Source organism: Sphingomonas zeicaulis (assembly GCF_050433225.1).
Classification (GTDB): Bacteria; Pseudomonadota; Alphaproteobacteria; order Sphingomonadales; family Sphingomonadaceae; genus Sphingomonas_D; species Sphingomonas_D zeicaulis.
On sequence record NZ_JBNPXQ010000001.1, the window covers coordinates 1,794,732 to 1,811,343 of the forward strand.

Sequence of the window (16,612 nt, forward strand, 5' to 3'; positions counted from 1 at the left end):
ATGAAGGATTATCGCGATGGCCCATGACCTGATCGACGTCCGCCCGATGACGAAGCGCATCGGCGCCGAGATCTTCGGCGTCGATCTCAGCCAGCCGCTCGGCAACCAGGCGTTCAGCGAGATCCACGACGCGCTGATGAAGCACCAGGTGGTGTTCTTCCGCGACCAGAACCTCACCCACGACGCCCACAAGGCGTTCGGCCGCGCCTTTGGCGACCTCCACATCCATTCGGGCGTGGCGGGTCTGGAGGAGCATCCCGAGGTGGTGGTGATCCACGCGGACGAGACCAGCAAGTTCGTGGCCGGCGAGAAATGGCATTCGGACCTGAGCTGCGATCCCGAACCGCCGATGGGCAGCATCCTCTACATGCACACTCTGCCCGATCATGGCGGCGATACTTTGTTCGCCAGCATGTATGCCGCCTATGACGCGCTCTCGCCCGCGATGAAGGCCTTCCTCGATCCGCTGACCGCGGTGCATGACGGCGATCATGTCTACAAGGCGATCTTCCCGGACTCGACCAAGAAGTACAACATCAACAGCCACCCGGTGATCCGGACCCACCCGGTGACCGGCCGCAAGCTGCTGTTCGTCAACTCATCCTACACCACGCGCATCAACGAGCTGGGCAAGGATGAGAGCGACGCGGTGCTGCAATTCCTGTTCAAGCACACCAACAACGCCAACTTCCAAGTGCGCTTCCGCTGGCAGAAGAATTCGGTGGCCTTCTGGGACAATCGCTGCACCCAGCATTTCGCGGTGTGGGATTATTTTCCAGATACACGATCGGGGTTCCGGGTGACAGTGGCGGGCGACAAGCCGTTTTGAAGGTGGGGCACGGACGGATCGTCGCGGCGTTGGGACTGGCGGCGCCGGTGCTTATCAGCGGCGCGCCCGCACCCGAAACCCCGGTGCATCCCACTCCAGCACGTGCTCAAAGCCCTCTCCCGCACTTCGCGGGAGAGGGTTGGGTGAGGGCGCGAGCGCAGCGAGCGTTCTTCGGCGCCGAAGCATCCGATCGGCCCACTGCTGAAGGCGAAAGGCCGAAGACCGACGCCATCGCCACCCTCCGTACCCGCCTCACCGCCATGGTGAACGCCGGCGAAATCCCCAACGCACAGATCCTCATCACCCAAAACGGCAAGCCCCTCGCCGCCTTCCGCCTCGGCTACAGCGACATCGCGACCAAGGCCCCGCTCCCCGAGGATGCGATCTTCCGCCTCTATTCGATGACCAAGCCGATCACCTCGGTCGCGATCATGATGCTGGCGGAGGAAGGGCGGCTGAGCCTCAAGGATCCGGTCGGCAAATATCTCCCCGAACTCGCCGACCTGCGCGTCTACAACGCCGCGGCGGCCGCCGCCGCGCCGGACGCCGATCCGGTGCCCACCGTGCCCGCCACGCGCGCGGTGACGATCGAGGACCTGCTGCTTCACGCCTCCGGCATCACCTATGAGTTCATGGGCGACACGCCGGTGCAGCGCTATTATCGCCGCCATGGCGTTGCCCGCGCGACCGCGGCGGCGAGCGGCCGCGATCAGGCGCCACCCGCCGCCACCCTCGCCGAGCTGGTCGCGCGGCTGGGCAAGGCGCCGCTGCTCCACCAGCCGGGCGAGCGCTTCAGCTACGGCTTCTCGACGACGGTGCTGGGCGCGGTGATCGAGCGCGTGTCCGGCAAGACGCTGAACGCCTTCTACCAGCGCCGCATCTTCGATCCGCTGGAGATGCGCGACACCCGCTTCGTGGTCGACGATGCCCGCGTGGCCCGTCTGGTCGCCAACACCCTCGCCACGCCCACCGGCCTCAAGCTGCAGGAAAACGCCGCCACCTCCGAATATCGCGACCCCAGCCGCCTGCGCGACGCCGGCGGCGGCCTCGCCGGCACGATCGAGGATTATCGCCACTTCGCCGAGATGCTCGCCAACCGCGGCACCTGGCACGGCCGCCGCCTGCTCAGGCCCGAGACGGTCGACACGATGTTCACCCCCCGCCTGCGCACCGGCGGCGCGCCCGAGGAGGACAGCATGTTCGGCTACGGCCTCGCGCTGGGCGACGCCGAAACGGAGGCGAAAGGCGGCCTGCCCAAGGGCGCGGGAAGCTGGGCCGGATCCGGCAACACCTATTTCTTCGCCGACCCGGAGCACAAGCTGGTCGCGATCCTGATGACCAACATGCTGACGCCTGGGCCTATGGCGAAGCGGACGTATGAGTTGCGGGGGTTGGTGAATGCAGCGGCGGTGGGGGTGATGAGGCGGGAGTAGTATCGGGAGAAAGCTGCGCGCATTCCGGCAACCCGCCGAACCGGGCGAAAGTGACAAAAGTTACAGTGAATTTCGCTGACCTCTCCCTGCGCCGCTGCCCGTCAGGGACGCCATTACAGGTCGATGGAAGGCGTCTGGCAGCGCGCCTCCTCGCGGGAAGAGCTTTGCCCAATTCATCCGGTCCGAACTCGCCGCCTCTCTCCGCTACGAAACTTCGCCCACAGGGAATGCTCAATCAAACTCGCAATTATTGATCTTGGTGATCCAGTCGGCGTCCAGGTTCAGCATAGCTTCTGCAACGTCGATATGCCCCTTGGCAGCAGCTTGCGCCGCCGCCGCTGACAGGAGCATCGACTGATCCCAGGCTTCATTGCGATGAAGGCTTACATTCTCCATCAATTGCTTGATCGCAGAATGATAATCGTCAGCATAAGCCTCGGGCATGTCGGGGCCACGCCCAGTCTGACGAGCCACTTCTATGGCCGCTGGCAATTGGAAGAACGAGAAATGCACCGGCGCTTTCGCTTGGCTCGCGATCCACACGATGTGGGGAACGGCAGTATAAGACGCGGTGTACGCGTTTCCTTGATGACACAAGCTTGACCAGAGACTGAACCACGGCTCGTCCCGATAGTCCGCTGTTGGTCCGGTTGACGAAGCGAGCATACGCAGAAGCCCAGGCACATCATCAGCCTTACCGTAGGCGTGTTGCAGGTCGCTCCAACGGGGATCATCAAGGGAAAGCATTGGTTCCAGCATAACACCGTCTTCATGGGGTCAACCAGCCATTGCCCACTCGCGACTTGTGAGTTCTCGCCCCAAGCTCCGCAACGTCACCGCCCACCGCGTCTCCCCCACCCCCGCGATGCTGTGCTCCCAGCCATGCCGTGCCTCCCCGGCAAGATGGTAGAGTCCCCGCGGTTCCAGTTCCATCGTCCGGCGCTGCCAGCCCTCCCCCTCCCGCCGGCGGAAGCGCATCGTGGCGGGGGCGCCGAGGGAGAGGCCGATGACGTGCTCATAGGCCGGGCGGTCCTTGTGCCAGCCGATGCCGGCGCCGGGGTCGTAGCGGATCAGCAGCGCCTGCTCGATCGATGCGCGCGGCAGGCCGCAGGTGTCGGCGGCGCGGTCGGCGATTGGGCGGAGCCAGTCCGGGATCGGGTCGGAGGTGGTGAGGCGACCGGTCTGGAAGTCGTAGGAGGGGCCGTAGCTGCGGGTCAGGCGCTTGCCGGTCCATTGCTGGAAGCGGAACGGGGTGAGGCCGGTGGCGTCGATCGCACGGATAAGGGCGCATTCCTCGGATGGAGTGAGGAAGGCGGCGTGGGTGGTAAGGCCCGGGATGATGGGGGTGTCGAAGAGGTCGGGGAGTGCGGGGGCGACGCGGGGCATCGAACATATATGGAACACGCGTGCGCGGGGTTCAATCTGCTGCGGTGCTGCACGCGCCCTTCTGGATGCATCGCGACTGCCGACGCTTCGGCGCTGAAGAACGCTCGCTTTGCTCGCGCCCCCACCCAAACCCTCTCCCGCGAAGCGCGGGAGAAGGCTTCAGGCAAGTGGAAGGGGGCTCTTCTTCACCGCCGCGTGCGGGTGGCGCGGTTCCAACGGGGTTGCCAGCGGCTCGTGCCGGGGGCGCGGTCCTGAAGGGCCGGTTCGTTTGGTTCGGGGGCTGATGGGGCGGCGGCCTCGCCCGTGTGGGCGCGTTCGGTCTCGGGCGTGCCGCAGGTGGCGGTATCGCACCAGCGGCGGGATCCATTGCGGCTGCGGTCGAGGAACAGCCAGCGACAGTCCTCCGCCTCGCAGCGCTTGAGCCGGTCGAGCTCGGCGCCCCGCAGCAGGTCGAGCGCGGCCCAGGCGAGCGGGCCGAGCAGCCGGTCGGCACCGATGAAGCCGAGGCGCGGGGGGGAGCCCTCCAGCGTGGCGCCGGTGAGGCTGCGCGCAGCGATCTCACGGATGGCGTCGAGCGCCGGGGCGGGTGGCGGGTTGCCGTCGGCGATGGCGGTGCCGGCACTGATCACCGCGCCGCGCAGGCGGTGGACGGTGGCGAGCAGCGCCTGGCGCTTGAGCGGCGCCACCGTGAAGCCCGGATCGACGACGCCTGCATCCTCTGCCCAGCGCAGGATTGCATCGGCGTCGGCAAGATGATCGACCGCGCACGACGTACCGCGCCGGTTGATCGTGTTGGCCAGATCGAGCGCGATGTCGCCGGCCACGCGATCGGGGAGTGCAAGTCGGTCGATCACAAAGACTGCAACGGATCAAACGCCATAGGGCTCCCTCCGGCGACGCAATGCGGTTGTTTCGGCGCAGTACGCAGCTTTTTCAACCCCTCGGACGATCCGGTCTGCCCAATCTCGACACATCTTCCGCCGATCTGCGCGGATGAAGCGGACTTCAGGCGGAGGCCGGTGCCTTGCGGCGGCGCATCGCGATGGCGGCGGCAATCAGCATGAGCGCGGAACCGCCGATCTCGGCGAGGCCGATATGCTCGCCGAACATGATGAAGCCCGAGATCAGCGCGACGATCGGCGAGACGAAGGCGTAGAGCCCGGCGCGTGCGGTGCCCCATTCGCGCATCAGCATCAGATAGACGCTGAAGCCGATCACCGTGCCCGCCAAAGACAGGAACAGCACGCTGCCGATCGCCTGCGGCGATGCAAGCGCCGCCCAGGTCGCGCCCGACAGCGGCTCGATCGCAAAGGACAGCGCAAGCAGCACCACGCCGCCCAGCGCCGCCTGCGCCAAGGTGAGGCGCAGTGGTGAGACCTGGCCGACCAGCGGCCGCGCGACGATGCTGCCGAGGCAATAGCAGGCGGTGCCGACGACGATCGCGCCGAGCCCGAGCGCGCTGCCGCCGCTGCCCTCGGTCAGTCGCGTCCAGAACAGGCCGACCAGCCCGACGCAGCCGATGCCCAGCGCCAGCGCATGCCGCCACCCTGCTCGCTCCTCTCCCGTCAGCGCGGCGAGCCCGAACAGCAGCACCGGGATGAGCGCGAGGTTGACGAGGCCGGCGAGCCCCGAGGAGACGGACTGCATGCCCCAGAACATCAGCGGGTACGTGCCGACGTTGATGAGGATGGCCGACGCCACGGTGCGCCAGCGCTTGTCCGGCGTGAAGGCGCCGGTCCGAGGGCCGACGATGGGGAGCAGCAGCGCGGTGGTGGCGAGATAGCGCAGCGCCGCAAGAAGGACCGGCGGGAGGACAGTGAGGCCGATCTTGATGGCGGCCCAGGTAAGCCCCCAGATCAAGGACATGAGCGCGAAGGCAGCGATCTGGCGAGGCATATGAGCGCTGTAGGGCGGATCGGGGATGTTCGGAATACGCCTTCGAGTGGCTCGTCCTTCGACTTCGCTCGGGGCGAACGGCGCTTGCGGCATATAACGGGGGCAATCATGGGGATCGCGGCAGGTCCGCCAGCGGGCGGACGATCGTCGGGAAGGCGGGCCGCGCGGGGCCTTCCCCTTGCGCCGCCATGCCGGATCCGGTCCGGCACGGCGACGGGGAGCGTGCGCGCCGGCCGCGGGGGGCGGCACGGCGCACGGCGCATCAGCCGTTCAGCTTGTCCTTGACCGCCTTGGCGGGGGCGAAGGTCAGCTTCTTGGCGGCCGCGATCTGGATCGTCGCGCCGGTCGCCGGGTTGCGGCCTTCACGGGCGGCGGTTTCCTTGAGCTTGAACTTGCCGAAGCCGTTCAGCGAGACTTCCTGGCCAGCGGCAGCCGCATCGACGATGGTGGCGAGGACGCCATCAACATACTTGCGGGCATCAGCCTTGGTCAGGCCGTGGTCCGCGGCAAGGCGCTCGGCGAGATCGGCATTGTTCATGATGTTAGATCCTCCTTAGTATCGAGGCGGGCGCTCTAGGTTCGTCGGGCTGCGATGTCCAGCTTGGGAGCGCCTAAAAGCGGCCATATAGCGCCGAAATTCCTGCATTTTGCGGTGATGGACGGCCCGCCGGCGGGTCAGAAACCCGTGGCGCGGATGGCGAAGGGCGTTTCGGCGAACAGTGCACGCACCGGTAGCGACTCCCCACCCGCCTCGATCGCGGTATCGCCCCACCATTCGGGGTCGATCGCAAGCGCGGGTTCTGCGCGCACCGCAGTCGCGCAGCGGATCGGCACGGCGACCAGCAGACGCGCCGCGCCATCGCTACGGGCAAAAGCCAGCACATGGTCGGCCCGCTCGCCGGTGACCGACACGGGTTCGAGCGCGCCGGTGGTGAACAGCGCCGGGTTGCTGCGGCGCAGGTTCAGCAGGTGCGCGATCACCGCCTGCTTGGCGCGGCCACTGCGCCAGTCCGCGAGATGCGCGGGCATATCCGCGAAGGAGGCAACGAGTTGCCGAGTATCATAGTCGACCGGGCGGCGATTGTCGGGATCGACGAGGCTGAAATCCCAAAGATCGGTGCCCTGATAGCAATCCGGCACGCCCGGCACCGTGCAGCGCAGGACCGCCTGGACGATGCCATTGAGCGCGCCCGCCGGCGCGATCCGTTCGACGAAGCCGGCGAGGTCGGCGCTGAGCGCAGGATCGGCAAGCAGGCCGGTGATGAAGCTGGCGCAGGCGGCCTCATAGGGCTCGTCGGGCGCGGTCCATGACGAACGCAGCTTGGCCTCGCGCAGCGCCTTCATCGACCAGGCGGAAACGCGCGGGCCGAAATCGCCAAGTTGCCCGCCGTCGAGCGGCCAGGCGCCGACGATGGTCTGGAGAATCTGGTACGCGTCGGCAGGGTCGATCTCGGCGGCGAGCGGGTGGCGGAGCCAGTCCGACGCGGCGGCGATCCATGCCTCGGGCCGCTCGCTGATCACGGCAAGACGGGCGCGGACATCCTCCCCGCGTTTGTGATCATGCGTGGCGGTGGTCAGCATCGCCGCGGGAAAGTGGCGCTGGCGCGCAGCGGCGTCTGCGAGGAAATCGGCAGGCTCCAGCGACAGCCGCGCGGCGTGAAAGCCGACATCGTTGCGCGAGAGCAGCCGGCCGTAGCGATAGAAGGCGGTATCCTCCACCGCCTTGGCGGCGAGGGGCGCGCTGAGCTGTTCGAAGCGGCGCAGCGCGTCGGCGGCCTGCGGCGTGCCGGCCGTCATCCAGCCGATGAGCTGGTCGACCATGGCGCCCTCGCCCGGCGCCGCATCGGCACGCGCCGCAGCGGCGACGCGTGCCAGCCGATCCTTCTGGCCATAGGCGCGATAGGCAGGGAAATGGACGAGCAGGCCGGTCATCGCTCGGCGGATCATCCCCGCGGTGACGTCGCGCGTCGCCGGGTCGGCGCGGGCGATCCCGTGAAACGCCGCCACCGCCGCGTTCAACTGCCCCGGAAATGTGCGTTCGAGGATCTCGTGGCGCGCCTGATGCTCCTCCTCGGCGAAGTCCGCGGAACGCTCGCTTAGCGCGGCCCAGTGCGTCGCCAGCGGCACCTCTGCGGCGGGCGCGTGCAGCAGCGCCGAGACCTGGTCCATGAAGTCGTAGCCGCTGGTGCCGTCGGTCGCCCAATCGGCGGGCAGCGCCTCGTGCGTGCCGAGGATTTTCTCGACAACGAAATAGCCGGGCTCGGGCCGCGCCGCATCAAGCGCGGCGCGCAGGCGGCGACAATAAGCGCCGGGATCGGCGAGGCCATCGACATGGTCGACGCGGACGCCATCGATCAGCCCCTCGGCATAAAGGCGCAGGGGCAGCGCGTGGACGGCCTCGAACACCGCCTCATCCTCCACCCGCAGGCCGGCGAGTTCGGTGATGTCGAAGAAGCGGCGCCAGTTGATCTCGTCGGCAGCGGTACGCCACCAGGCGAGGCGATAATGCTGGCGCTCGAGCAACGCATGGAGGCGGTTGGCGCCTTCGGCGGTGCGGCCGTCATAAAGCGTGCCGCGTTCCTCCTCGCCGCGCAGCGCAAGCTGGTCCTCGGGGCGAAGCGGAAAACGGTGAGCGTCGTGCGCGATCACCGCGGCGCCGGCGGAGTCGAGCGCAAGCGCGCCGCTGGTGAGGGCTTGCCCATAAGGGACACCTAGGAATGGCGCGAGCAGCTTGCCCGGCGGCTCCCAGTCGATGTCGAAGAAGCGTGCATAGGCGCTCGCCGGCCCCTGTTCGAGCACGTCCAGCCACCAGCGATTGTCGGCACCGCCGACCGCCATATGGTTGGGCACGATATCGAGGATGATACCGATGCCGCGCGCGCGCAACGTCGCCGCGAGCGCGCGGAAACCGTCCTCGCCACCGAGTTCGGGATTGATCGCGGTGGGATCGACCACGTCATAGCCATGGGTCGAGCCCGCGCGGGCAGTGCCGATCGGCGAGGCGTAGAGATGGCTGATGCCCAGATCCGCGAGATAGTCCGCCAAGTCGGCGGCAGCGGCGAACGGGAAGTCCTTGTGGAACTGGATGCGATAGGTCGCGCTCGGGATCATTCGGGTCTCGCAGTGCGGATCGTGGCGATGCGCGCGGCCACGTCGGGCTGCGCGAACAGGGTATCGGCGTCAGCCGGCAGCCGGCGGCGCCAGTTAGGATGCTCGTCGACCGTTCCGGGCAGGTTGGGCGCCTCGTCCAGCCCGAACACATCCTCGACCGGGACCACCAGCACCGCGCTTGGCGCGGCGGCGGCGAAGGCGATGGCAGCATCGACTGCGCGGGCAGGTTCGTCGGCAGCGGGCTCGGCGCCCTCCCCCGCCCCCGCCTCGACGCAGGCGCGCCACAGATCGGCGCGGTCGCGAGCGCGGTCCTCGCGCTCGGCATTGCGATCGCCCGCTGCGCCGAGTTGCGCGCGCCAGTCGATGTCACGCTCGCGCCACCAGCCGGCGATCGGCGGCAGATCATGCGTGCTCGTCATCGCCACCGCATCGGCATCCCAGCTCGAGGAAGCGGTGAAGCGGCCCTTGCCGTCGCGTTCGAACGGCAGCACGCGCATGCCGAGCAGGCCGCGCTCTGCGATCATGTCGCGAAAGCCCGGCGGCACGACGCCGAGGTCCTCGCCGATCACCATGGCCTGGTTACGCTGCGATTCCAGCGCGATCAGCCGCAGCAGATCCTGCTCGGGGAAGCGCAGATAGGCACCATCGAGCGGGCTGGCGCCGGTGGGCACCACCCACAGGCGGCGCAGCCCCAGCGCATGATCGATGCGCAGTCCGCCCATGTGACGCATCGTCCCGCGCAGCAGATCGATGAAGGGTTGGTAGCCCAGCCGCTTGAGCGCGAAGGGGGAGAAGCTGGTGATACCCCAATTTTGCCCGGCCGCCTGGAAGGCATCGGGCGGCGCGCCGATGCCGATACCCAGCATCAGTTCCTCGCCACGGCTCCACGCATGGCTGCCGCCCGGATCAAGCCCGACCGCAAGATCGGCGACGAGGCCGATCCGCATATCGCCGGCAGCATCGGCGGCTTCGGCCAGCGAGCGATCGGCGAGCCACTGCAGGAAGAGGTGAAAGCGAACGTCCTCCGCGCGGGTCTCGGCAAAGGCGTCGACCGCGGGCGAACCGGGGCGGCGATAGGGTTCGGGCCAGTCCTGCCAGCCGCGCGCGCCATGAAGACCGAGGAAATGCGCATGGAGCGCCTCGAAACGGGCATGGCCAATCAACGCCGGATCGGCAGCCGCGGCATAGGCATGGAAAGCGGGGTCGACGCCGTGCTCGGCATAGGCCTGCCGCAGCGCAAGCAATTTGGCCGCGACCGCCGGGGTCCAATCGATCAACGGGCCGGCCGGCAGATCGCCGCCCCAGCCCTCGCCCGCCGTGGCGAACCATGGGTTGAGGAATTGGCGCGTCGAGGGCGAATAGGGGCTGTAGCGGCTGGGATCTGAGGTGAAGAGCGCGTGCACCGGGCTCAGCATCACCGCATCGGCACCAGCGCGTGCCGCGCTGCGCGTGAATTCGGTCAGGGTGGCGAAGTCGCCGAACGGGTTGCCGTCGCGCAGCGCATAGATCTGCGCGCCGACGCCCCATGCGCGGCTACCGGGCGCAAGACCATGGCCGGCGCGCGGCGCGACGATGATCGCCAGTTCGCCGCCATCCCATTCCAGCCGGTGATATCCGGTCGCGGTGACCATCGGTGCGGCATCGAGATCGACATCGCGTTCGCCGCCATCTTCGAGGATCAGCTTGCCGCGCCCATTCAGCCCCTCGATCCGTTCGCCGGCGTCGATGATGCGACACGGCGAGGCCTCGGCTTCGCGCAGCCATGCCATGCTTTCGGCGCATTGCGCATCGCTGTCGCAGGGAAGGCCCAACCCGGTGAGAACGAGGCGCAACGTCTCAACCGTAACGCGCTGTGCTACGCCACCGGCATCCTCCCAGTCGATCAGGATGCCCGCGGCCTCGGCGAGCGCGGCGATTTTCGCGTCGCTCATCAGACGAGCCAGGCAGCGAAGCTCGCCGGCGCGATTCCGGCACCGGAAAGCCCTGCGCCGATGACGCTCAGCGGCGGCGCTTCAGGCGCGGCAAACGCGGCGGGACGATCGCCCAGGTTGATCGCCAATGTCAGCACGCCCTCGGGGAATTGCCAGCGCGCGACCACCGCTTTGTCGCCGATCGCTTCGGCACCGAGCGCGCGGGCGTCTTCGAGGCCGGGGACGATATGCGCGCGGCGCAACGCAAGCAGCTCGGCGTAGAGCGCCCGCCAGTTCGCGGCATCCGCGCCCGGTTGCGGGCGCGAGGCGGCAAAGGTGGCGGATGCGTTGGGATCGGGGATGCGCTCGCGCAGTTCGGGGTCGGTGAAGCCGGGGAAGTTAGAGAATTCGCCGCGCCGCCCTTCGCGCACCGCATCGGCGAGATCATCGCGGAAGTCGGTGAAAAAGAGGAAGGGCGATGTCGATCCGGTCTCGTCGCCGGCAAAGGTCAGCGGGATCTGCGGGCAGAGCAGCAGCAACCCGGTGGCCGCACGCAGCCGGTCGGGTTCGGTCAGCACGGTCAGCCGCTCGCCCATTGCGCGGTTGCCGATCTGGTCATGGTTCTGCAGGAAGCTCACGAAGCGGAAGGGCGGCAGATGCCCGCTGGACGAGCCGCGCGGCTTGCCCTTCTGGTTGGGCGATCCCTGCCCCTGATAGATGAAGCCTTCGGAAAGGCAGCGAACCAGCTTGGCGGTCGGCTCCTCGGCGAAGTCGCGATAATAGCCATGCGCCTCGTCGGTCAGCAGCACGTGCATGACGTTGTGGAAATCATCGTTCCACTGCGCGTCGTAGGTTGCCTCGAGCAAGGGCGCGTCATTATGCTCGTTCTCGAGCACGAGGTGGATTTGGCGATCGGGGATCGCCGCGCGGATCTCGGCGGCGAGGCGACGCAGGAAGCCGGTGTCGCCGATCGCATGGACCGCATCGAAGCGCAGCCCGTCGAAGCGGAAGTCGCGCAGCCAATAAAGCGCATTGTCGATGAAGAAGCGCGCGACCGGTTCCTTGCCGAAGTCGATCGCGCCGCCCCAGGGCGTCGAGATATCCTGCCGGAAGAAATCGGGCGCATAGGCGGAGAGATAATTCCCGTCCGGCCCGAAATGATTATAGACGACGTCGAGGAAGATCATCAGCCCGTGCGCATGGGCAGCATCGACAAGCCGGCGCAGATCGTCAGGGCTGCCATAGGCGGCGGCGGGCGCATAGGGCAGCACGCCATCATAGCCCCAATTGCGGGTTCCGCCGAACGCCGCGACCGGCATCAGTTCGATCGCGGTGAAGCCGGTGGCGGCGATCTCCGGCAGCCGGTCGATCAGGCCTAAGAAACCGCCGTCGACGCCGGCATGGCATTCCTGGATCACCGTTTCGCGCCACGGGCGGCCGCGCCACGCCGTCTCGCGCCAAGCATAGGCCTCAGGATCGACGACGAGGCTCCAGCCATGCACATCCTGCTGCTGCGCACGCGATGCCGGGTCGGGCACCGCCATCCCGTCCGGCAGGCGGAAGCGATAGCGCGCGCCGGCGCCGCATGGCGCCTCCGCCTCGAACCAGCCGTCGCCGGCCGGCGCCATCGCAACCGCGTCCTGCCCTTCGATTTCAACGACCAGCGCATCGAGCGCAGGAGCCCACAGGCGGAAGCGCGTGCGCTCCGCCGCGATCAGCGTCGCTCCCCAGCTCATTCGACCGGACCGGTCGCGTAGATCAGCAGCGCGGAACGATCCTGCACGGTGATCGCCGTTTCGGTCAGTTCGCGCTCACCGATGCTCGGATCCGAACTGTCCACCAGCAGCCGGCGATAATCGTGCGGCTCGGGAAGCTGGAACTCCAGCGGCACCTGGGATCCGTTCATCAGCAGGTTGATCGCCTCGAAATAGTTGTCCCCCACGATCCGCGCACGGCGCATTGCCAGTGCCTTGCCTTCGGGGTTCTGCCAGTCCTCGGGCGAGAGGTTGAGGCCGCGTTCATCGAACCAGTCGATGTTGCGCAGGCCCGGTGCGATCTCCTCACCGTAGAGGAAGGCGCCGGAGCGGACGAGCGGGTAATGCTTGCGGATCAGGATCAGCCGGCGGACGAAGTGGATGAGGGTCTGCCCCTCGGGCTCCGCCGCTGCCGCCCAGTCGAGCCAGCTGATCTCATTGTCCTGGCAATAGGCATTGTTATTGCCCTTCTGGGTGCGTCCGAACTCATCACCTGCGAGCAGCATCGGCGTGCCGAGCGCGGAGAGCACGGTGACCAGCATCGATCGCTGCACGCGCGCGCGCACCGCCTTGATCGCCGGATCGTCGGTCGGCCCCTCGGCGCCCCAGTTGCAGGAGAGATTGTCGCTGTGGCCGTCGCGATTATCCTCGCCATTGGCCTCGTTATGGCGCTGTTCGTAGCTGGTGATGTCGGCCAGCGGCTGGCCGTCATGGCTGGCCACATAGTTGACGCTGGCCCAAGGCCGCCGCGCGCGCCGATCGAACAGATCGCCCGAGCCCGACAGCCTAGCAGCGAATTCGGGACGGACACCGGCATCGCCGCGCCAGAAGCGGCGGGTGGAATCGCGGAACTTGTCGTTCCACTCGGCGAAGCCGGGCGGATGGTTGCCGAGCTGATAACCGCCGGGCCCGATGTCCCAGGGCTCGGAGATCAGCTTGATCCGGCCGAGTACCGGATCCTGCCGCAGCGTATCGAAGAACGACGCGCCAGGATCGAACCCGCCATCGCCGGTGCGCCCCAATGTCGCGCCCAGATCGAAGCGGAAACCGTCGATGCGGTAGGATTCCGCCCAATGGCGCAGCGAGTCCGTCACCATCTGCAGCACCCGCGGCTGATCGAGATTGAAGGTGTTGCCGGTACCGGTGTCGTTAACGCAGTAGCGCGGATTATCTTTCTGCAGCCGGTAATAGGTCGCGTTGTCGAGCCCGCGGAACGACATGGTCTGGCCGAGTTCGCTGCCCTCGGCGGTGTGGTTGTAGACCACGTCGAGGATCACCTCGATCCCGGCGGCGTGCAGCCGGCGCACCGCGAGCCGCAGATCGTCGGCATCGCCCGCACCCAGATAGCGCGCTTCGGGCGCGAAGAAGGCAAGGCTGTTATAGCCCCAATAGTTGGTCAGCCCCTTTTCCTGCAGAAAGCGATCCTGCACGAAGCCGTGGATCGGCAGGAGTTCCACCGCCGTGATGCCCATGCGCTGGAGATGGGCGATCAAGGTGGGGTGGCTGAGCGCGCGATAGGTGCCGCGCTCGCGGTGCGGCACGCCTTCCATCAGCTGGGTCAATCCCTTGACGTGCGCCTCATAGATGATCGTTTCCGACCAGGGCACGTTCGGCCGGCGATCGTCGCCCCAGTCGAACGCGTCGGTCACCACCACCGATTTGGGCATCGCCGCGGCACTGTCCCGCCGATCGAAGCTGAGATCGGCCTTGGGCGAATGGACGCGATAGCCGTGCAGCGTGTCGCTCCAGCGGATGCGGCCGAAGGTCTTGCGGGTATAGGGATCGAGCAGCAGCTTGTTGTGGTTGAAGCGGTGCCCGGCCTCGGGCTCATAAGGGCCATAGGCGCGGAAGCCGTAGAGCAGGCCGGGCCGCGCATCGGGCAGATAGCCATGCCAGATCTCGTCGGTCCATTCCGGCAATTCGAACCGGGCGATCTCCTGCCGCCCCGCCTCGTCGAAAAGGCACAGCTCGATCTTTTCGGCATGCGCCGAGAAGACCGCGAAATTAACTCCGAGACCATCGAAGGTCGCACCCAGCGGATAGGGCGATCCGCTTTCCAATCGAACGGGAACAGGGCTCAAGCGGCAAATCCTTCGTAACGCAGGATGATGGTTGAAAGCGGCGGCAAGGTGAGCGACAGCGATTGTGCCTGACCATGGCCAGCGGCGCCATTGGCGAACAGCGCCCCGCCATTGCCAAGGCCGCTGCCGCCATAGCCGACGGCATCGGTGCTGATGATCTCCCGCCATTCACCGGCCAGCGGCGCGCCGACATGATAGCCGGTGCGGGGCACCGGCGTCATGTTGGCGACGACCAGCAGCGGCGCGGCACCGCCTGCGGGATCGCTGCGGAGAAAGGCGAAGACGCTGTTGTCGACATCGTCGCCGATGAGCCAGGCGAAGCCGCGCGCATCGGCATCCGATGCGTGGAGCGCAGGTTCGGCGAGGTAGATCGCGTTCAGGTCGCGAACCAGCGCCTGCACCCCGGCATGGTCAGGCCGACCCAGCGCCTGCCAGTCGATCTGGCCGTCATGGTTCCATTCGCGCCATTGCGCAGTCTCGTCCCCCATGAACAGCAGCTTCTTGCCCGGATGCGTCCACATGAAGCCATAATAGGCGCGCAGGTTGGCGAATTTCTGCCAGTCGTCGCCAGGCATCTTGCCGATCAGCGATTTCTTGCCGTGAACGACTTCGTCATGGCTGAGCGGCAATATGAAGCGCTCGGTGAAGGCATAGACCATCCCGAAGGTCATGTCGCCATGGTGCCAGCGGCGGTGAACCGCCTCATGCTCCATGTAGCGGAGCGTGTCGTTCATCCAGCCCATGTTCCACTTGAACGCGAACCCGAGGCCGCCGCTGTCGGGCGATGCCGTTACACCAGGAAAAGCTGTCGATTCCTCGGCGATGGTGATCGCCCCCGGGCAGCGTTCCGCAACGACACGGTTCATCCGCTGGAGGAAAGCGATCGATTCCAGATTCTCGCGACCGCCATAGCGATTGGGGATCCATTCCCCCGCCTTGCGGCTATAGTCCCGGTAGAGCATCGACGCGACCGCATCGACCCTGAGCCCGTCAACGTGGAAGCGCTCCAGCCACCAGAGTGCCGAGGCGATCAGCATCCCCGCCACTTCGGCGCGGCCGAGATTGTAGATCGCTGTGTTCCAGTCGGGATGGAAGCCCTCCCGCGGGTCGGCATGTTCGTACAGCGCGGTCCCGTCGAAATGCGCCAGGCCATGTGCGTCCGTGGGAAAATGCGCCGGCACCCAATCGAGGATCACGCCGATACCGGCAGCATGGCAGCGATCGACGAAGCGCGCGAACTGTTCGGGGCTGCCGTAACGCGCGGAGGGCGCGAATTGCGAAAGCGGCTGATAGCCCCAGGATCCGCCGAACGGATGCTCCATGATCGGCATCAGTTCGACATGAGTGAAGCCCAGGTCCGAGAGATAGGGGATCAGCTGGTCGCCGATCTGATCCCAGTCATGCTCGCCGCCGTGCCAGGGCCGCCGCCAGGATCCGGCGTGCAATTCGTAGATCGAGATCGGCGCGCCGGCATGGTGTCGCGCGGCGCGCCCTGCCATCCACGCCGCGTCGTTCCAGACGAAGTCCGGCTCCAGCGCGACGATCGAGGCGGTGGCGGGCGGCAGTTCAGTCGCGCGGGCCAGCGGGTCGGCCTTTTCGCGCCGGACCCCGTCAGCACCGGTCACGGCATATTTGTAGCGCGCGCCCGGGTTCACGCCCGGCACGAACAATTCCCACACGCCGGCGCCATGGCGGAGCCGCATCGGCAGCTTGTCCGCATTCCAGCCCGTGAAGTCGCCGATCACGCTCACCGCCTGCGCGTTGGGCGCCCAGACCGCGAAGCCAGTGCCTTCGACGCCGTCGATCGTACAGGGATTGGCGCCGAGACGCAGCGGCAGATCCCAATGCGCGCCCTCCCCCATCAGATGGAGGTCCAACTCGCCCAGCAGAGGCGGGAAGCGATAGGGATCCTCGGCATCGGCACTGCCGTCGGGCCATTCGATGTGGAAGCTGTAGGGGCCGTCCGCAGGCGCCTGCCCCACGAACAATCCGCGGGTTGAGGTCTCGCGCATGCGCAACCGGCCACCGGCCGTAACCAGCCATACGCCGATGGCGCCAGGCTGGAATGTCCTGACGACATCCTCGTGCCGACCAAGATAGCCGAACGGGTCCGACAGCCATTCCGATACGCGCCTAGCGGCCTGCTTCACCCCGGTCCCCCTTCACCATCACCGCGCTCCGAACGACGTAACAAGGAAAAGTGTCCATGCCG

Annotated in this window: 12 protein-coding genes; 2 read left to right on the plus strand and 10 right to left on the minus strand. The window is 67.1% G+C overall.

From position 1 onward, the window contains the following. Positions 1-16 precede the first annotated feature (16 nt). Both FHS96_RS08450 and FHS96_RS08455 read left to right on the plus strand, forming a co-directional pair. Complete coding sequence (locus tag FHS96_RS08450) at positions 17-829, plus strand: TauD/TfdA dioxygenase family protein (RefSeq protein WP_429589185.1); 813 nt, start codon at positions 17-19, stop codon at positions 827-829. Between the two features lie 143 nt (positions 830-972). After that, positions 973-2,262 (plus strand): serine hydrolase domain-containing protein, encoded by a 1,290-nt coding sequence (locus tag FHS96_RS08455; RefSeq protein ID WP_429589188.1) that lies wholly within the window; start codon positions 973-975, stop codon positions 2,260-2,262. A gap of 231 nt (positions 2,263-2,493) precedes the next feature. Here the strand turns inward: FHS96_RS08455 and FHS96_RS08460 are convergent, their stop codons facing one another. The 10 genes from FHS96_RS08460 to glgB all read right to left on the minus strand — a co-directional run bounded on the left by FHS96_RS08460 (position 2,494) and on the right by glgB (position 16,550). Then, complete coding sequence (locus FHS96_RS08460; protein WP_429589191.1) at positions 2,494-3,021, minus strand: hypothetical protein; 528 nt, start codon at positions 3,019-3,021, stop codon at positions 2,494-2,496. Between the two features lie 18 nt (positions 3,022-3,039). Further along, the gene (locus FHS96_RS08465) at positions 3,040-3,648 is read right to left on the minus strand and encodes an alpha-ketoglutarate-dependent dioxygenase AlkB (RefSeq protein WP_429589194.1); all 609 of its coding nucleotides are present in this window, start codon (positions 3,646-3,648) and stop codon (positions 3,040-3,042) included. A gap of 185 nt (positions 3,649-3,833) precedes the next feature. Further along, positions 3,834-4,502: a CGNR zinc finger domain-containing protein gene (locus FHS96_RS08470; RefSeq protein WP_429589197.1), complete on the minus strand. Its 669-nt coding sequence runs from the start codon at positions 4,500-4,502 to the stop codon at positions 3,834-3,836. A 151-nt stretch (positions 4,503-4,653) separates the two neighbouring features. Beyond that, entirely contained in the window at positions 4,654-5,544 is an 891-nt protein-coding gene (locus FHS96_RS08475) for a DMT family transporter (RefSeq protein ID WP_429589200.1), read from the minus strand. A gap of 262 nt (positions 5,545-5,806) precedes the next feature. Next, complete coding sequence (locus tag FHS96_RS08480) at positions 5,807-6,082, minus strand: HU family DNA-binding protein (RefSeq protein ID WP_429589203.1); 276 nt, start codon at positions 6,080-6,082, stop codon at positions 5,807-5,809. A 137-nt stretch (positions 6,083-6,219) separates the two neighbouring features. Continuing rightward, on the minus strand, positions 6,220-8,655 hold the full coding sequence (treY, locus tag FHS96_RS08485; RefSeq protein ID WP_429589206.1) for a malto-oligosyltrehalose synthase: 2,436 nt from the start codon (positions 8,653-8,655) through the stop codon (positions 6,220-6,222). Further along, positions 8,652-10,586 carry a 4-alpha-glucanotransferase gene (gene malQ / locus FHS96_RS08490; RefSeq protein ID WP_429589209.1) on the minus strand — a complete coding sequence of 645 codons (1,935 nt, stop codon included), beginning with the start codon at positions 10,584-10,586 and terminating at the stop codon, positions 8,652-8,654. The genes treY and malQ overlap by 4 nt, the downstream gene beginning before the upstream one ends. After that, entirely contained in the window at positions 10,586-12,301 is a 1,716-nt protein-coding gene (gene treZ, locus FHS96_RS08495; protein ID WP_429589212.1) for a malto-oligosyltrehalose trehalohydrolase, read from the minus strand. Before treZ ends, malQ begins: the two co-directional genes overlap by 1 nt. Further along, positions 12,298-14,400: a glycogen debranching protein GlgX gene (gene glgX, locus FHS96_RS08500; RefSeq protein WP_429589215.1), complete on the minus strand. Its 2,103-nt coding sequence runs from the start codon at positions 14,398-14,400 to the stop codon at positions 12,298-12,300. The genes treZ and glgX overlap by 4 nt, the downstream gene beginning before the upstream one ends. Then, positions 14,397-16,550, minus strand: a complete 2,154-nt coding sequence (gene glgB / locus FHS96_RS08505) for a 1,4-alpha-glucan branching protein GlgB (RefSeq protein WP_429589219.1) — start codon at positions 16,548-16,550, stop codon at positions 14,397-14,399. Before glgB ends, glgX begins: the two co-directional genes overlap by 4 nt. Positions 16,551-16,612 lie beyond the last annotated feature (62 nt).

Coding starts and splice junctions, on each gene's coding strand:
- FHS96_RS08450 (WP_429589185.1), top strand. CDS start 17: ATGGCCCATGACCTGATCGACGTCCGCCCGATGACGAAGCGCATCGGC.
- FHS96_RS08460 (WP_429589191.1), bottom strand. CDS start 3,021: ATGCTGGAACCAATGCTTTCCCTTGATGATCCCCGTTGGAGCGACCTG.
- FHS96_RS08465 (WP_429589194.1), bottom strand. CDS start 3,648: ATGCCCCGCGTCGCCCCCGCACTCCCCGACCTCTTCGACACCCCCATC.
- FHS96_RS08475 (WP_429589200.1), bottom strand. CDS start 5,544: ATGCCTCGCCAGATCGCTGCCTTCGCGCTCATGTCCTTGATCTGGGGG.
- FHS96_RS08480 (WP_429589203.1), bottom strand. CDS start 6,082: ATGAACAATGCCGATCTCGCCGAGCGCCTTGCCGCGGACCACGGCCTG.
- treY (WP_429589206.1), bottom strand. CDS start 8,655: ATGATCCCGAGCGCGACCTATCGCATCCAGTTCCACAAGGACTTCCCG.
- malQ (WP_429589209.1), bottom strand. CDS start 10,586: ATGAGCGACGCGAAAATCGCCGCGCTCGCCGAGGCCGCGGGCATCCTG.
- treZ (WP_429589212.1), bottom strand. CDS start 12,301: ATGAGCTGGGGAGCGACGCTGATCGCGGCGGAGCGCACGCGCTTCCGC.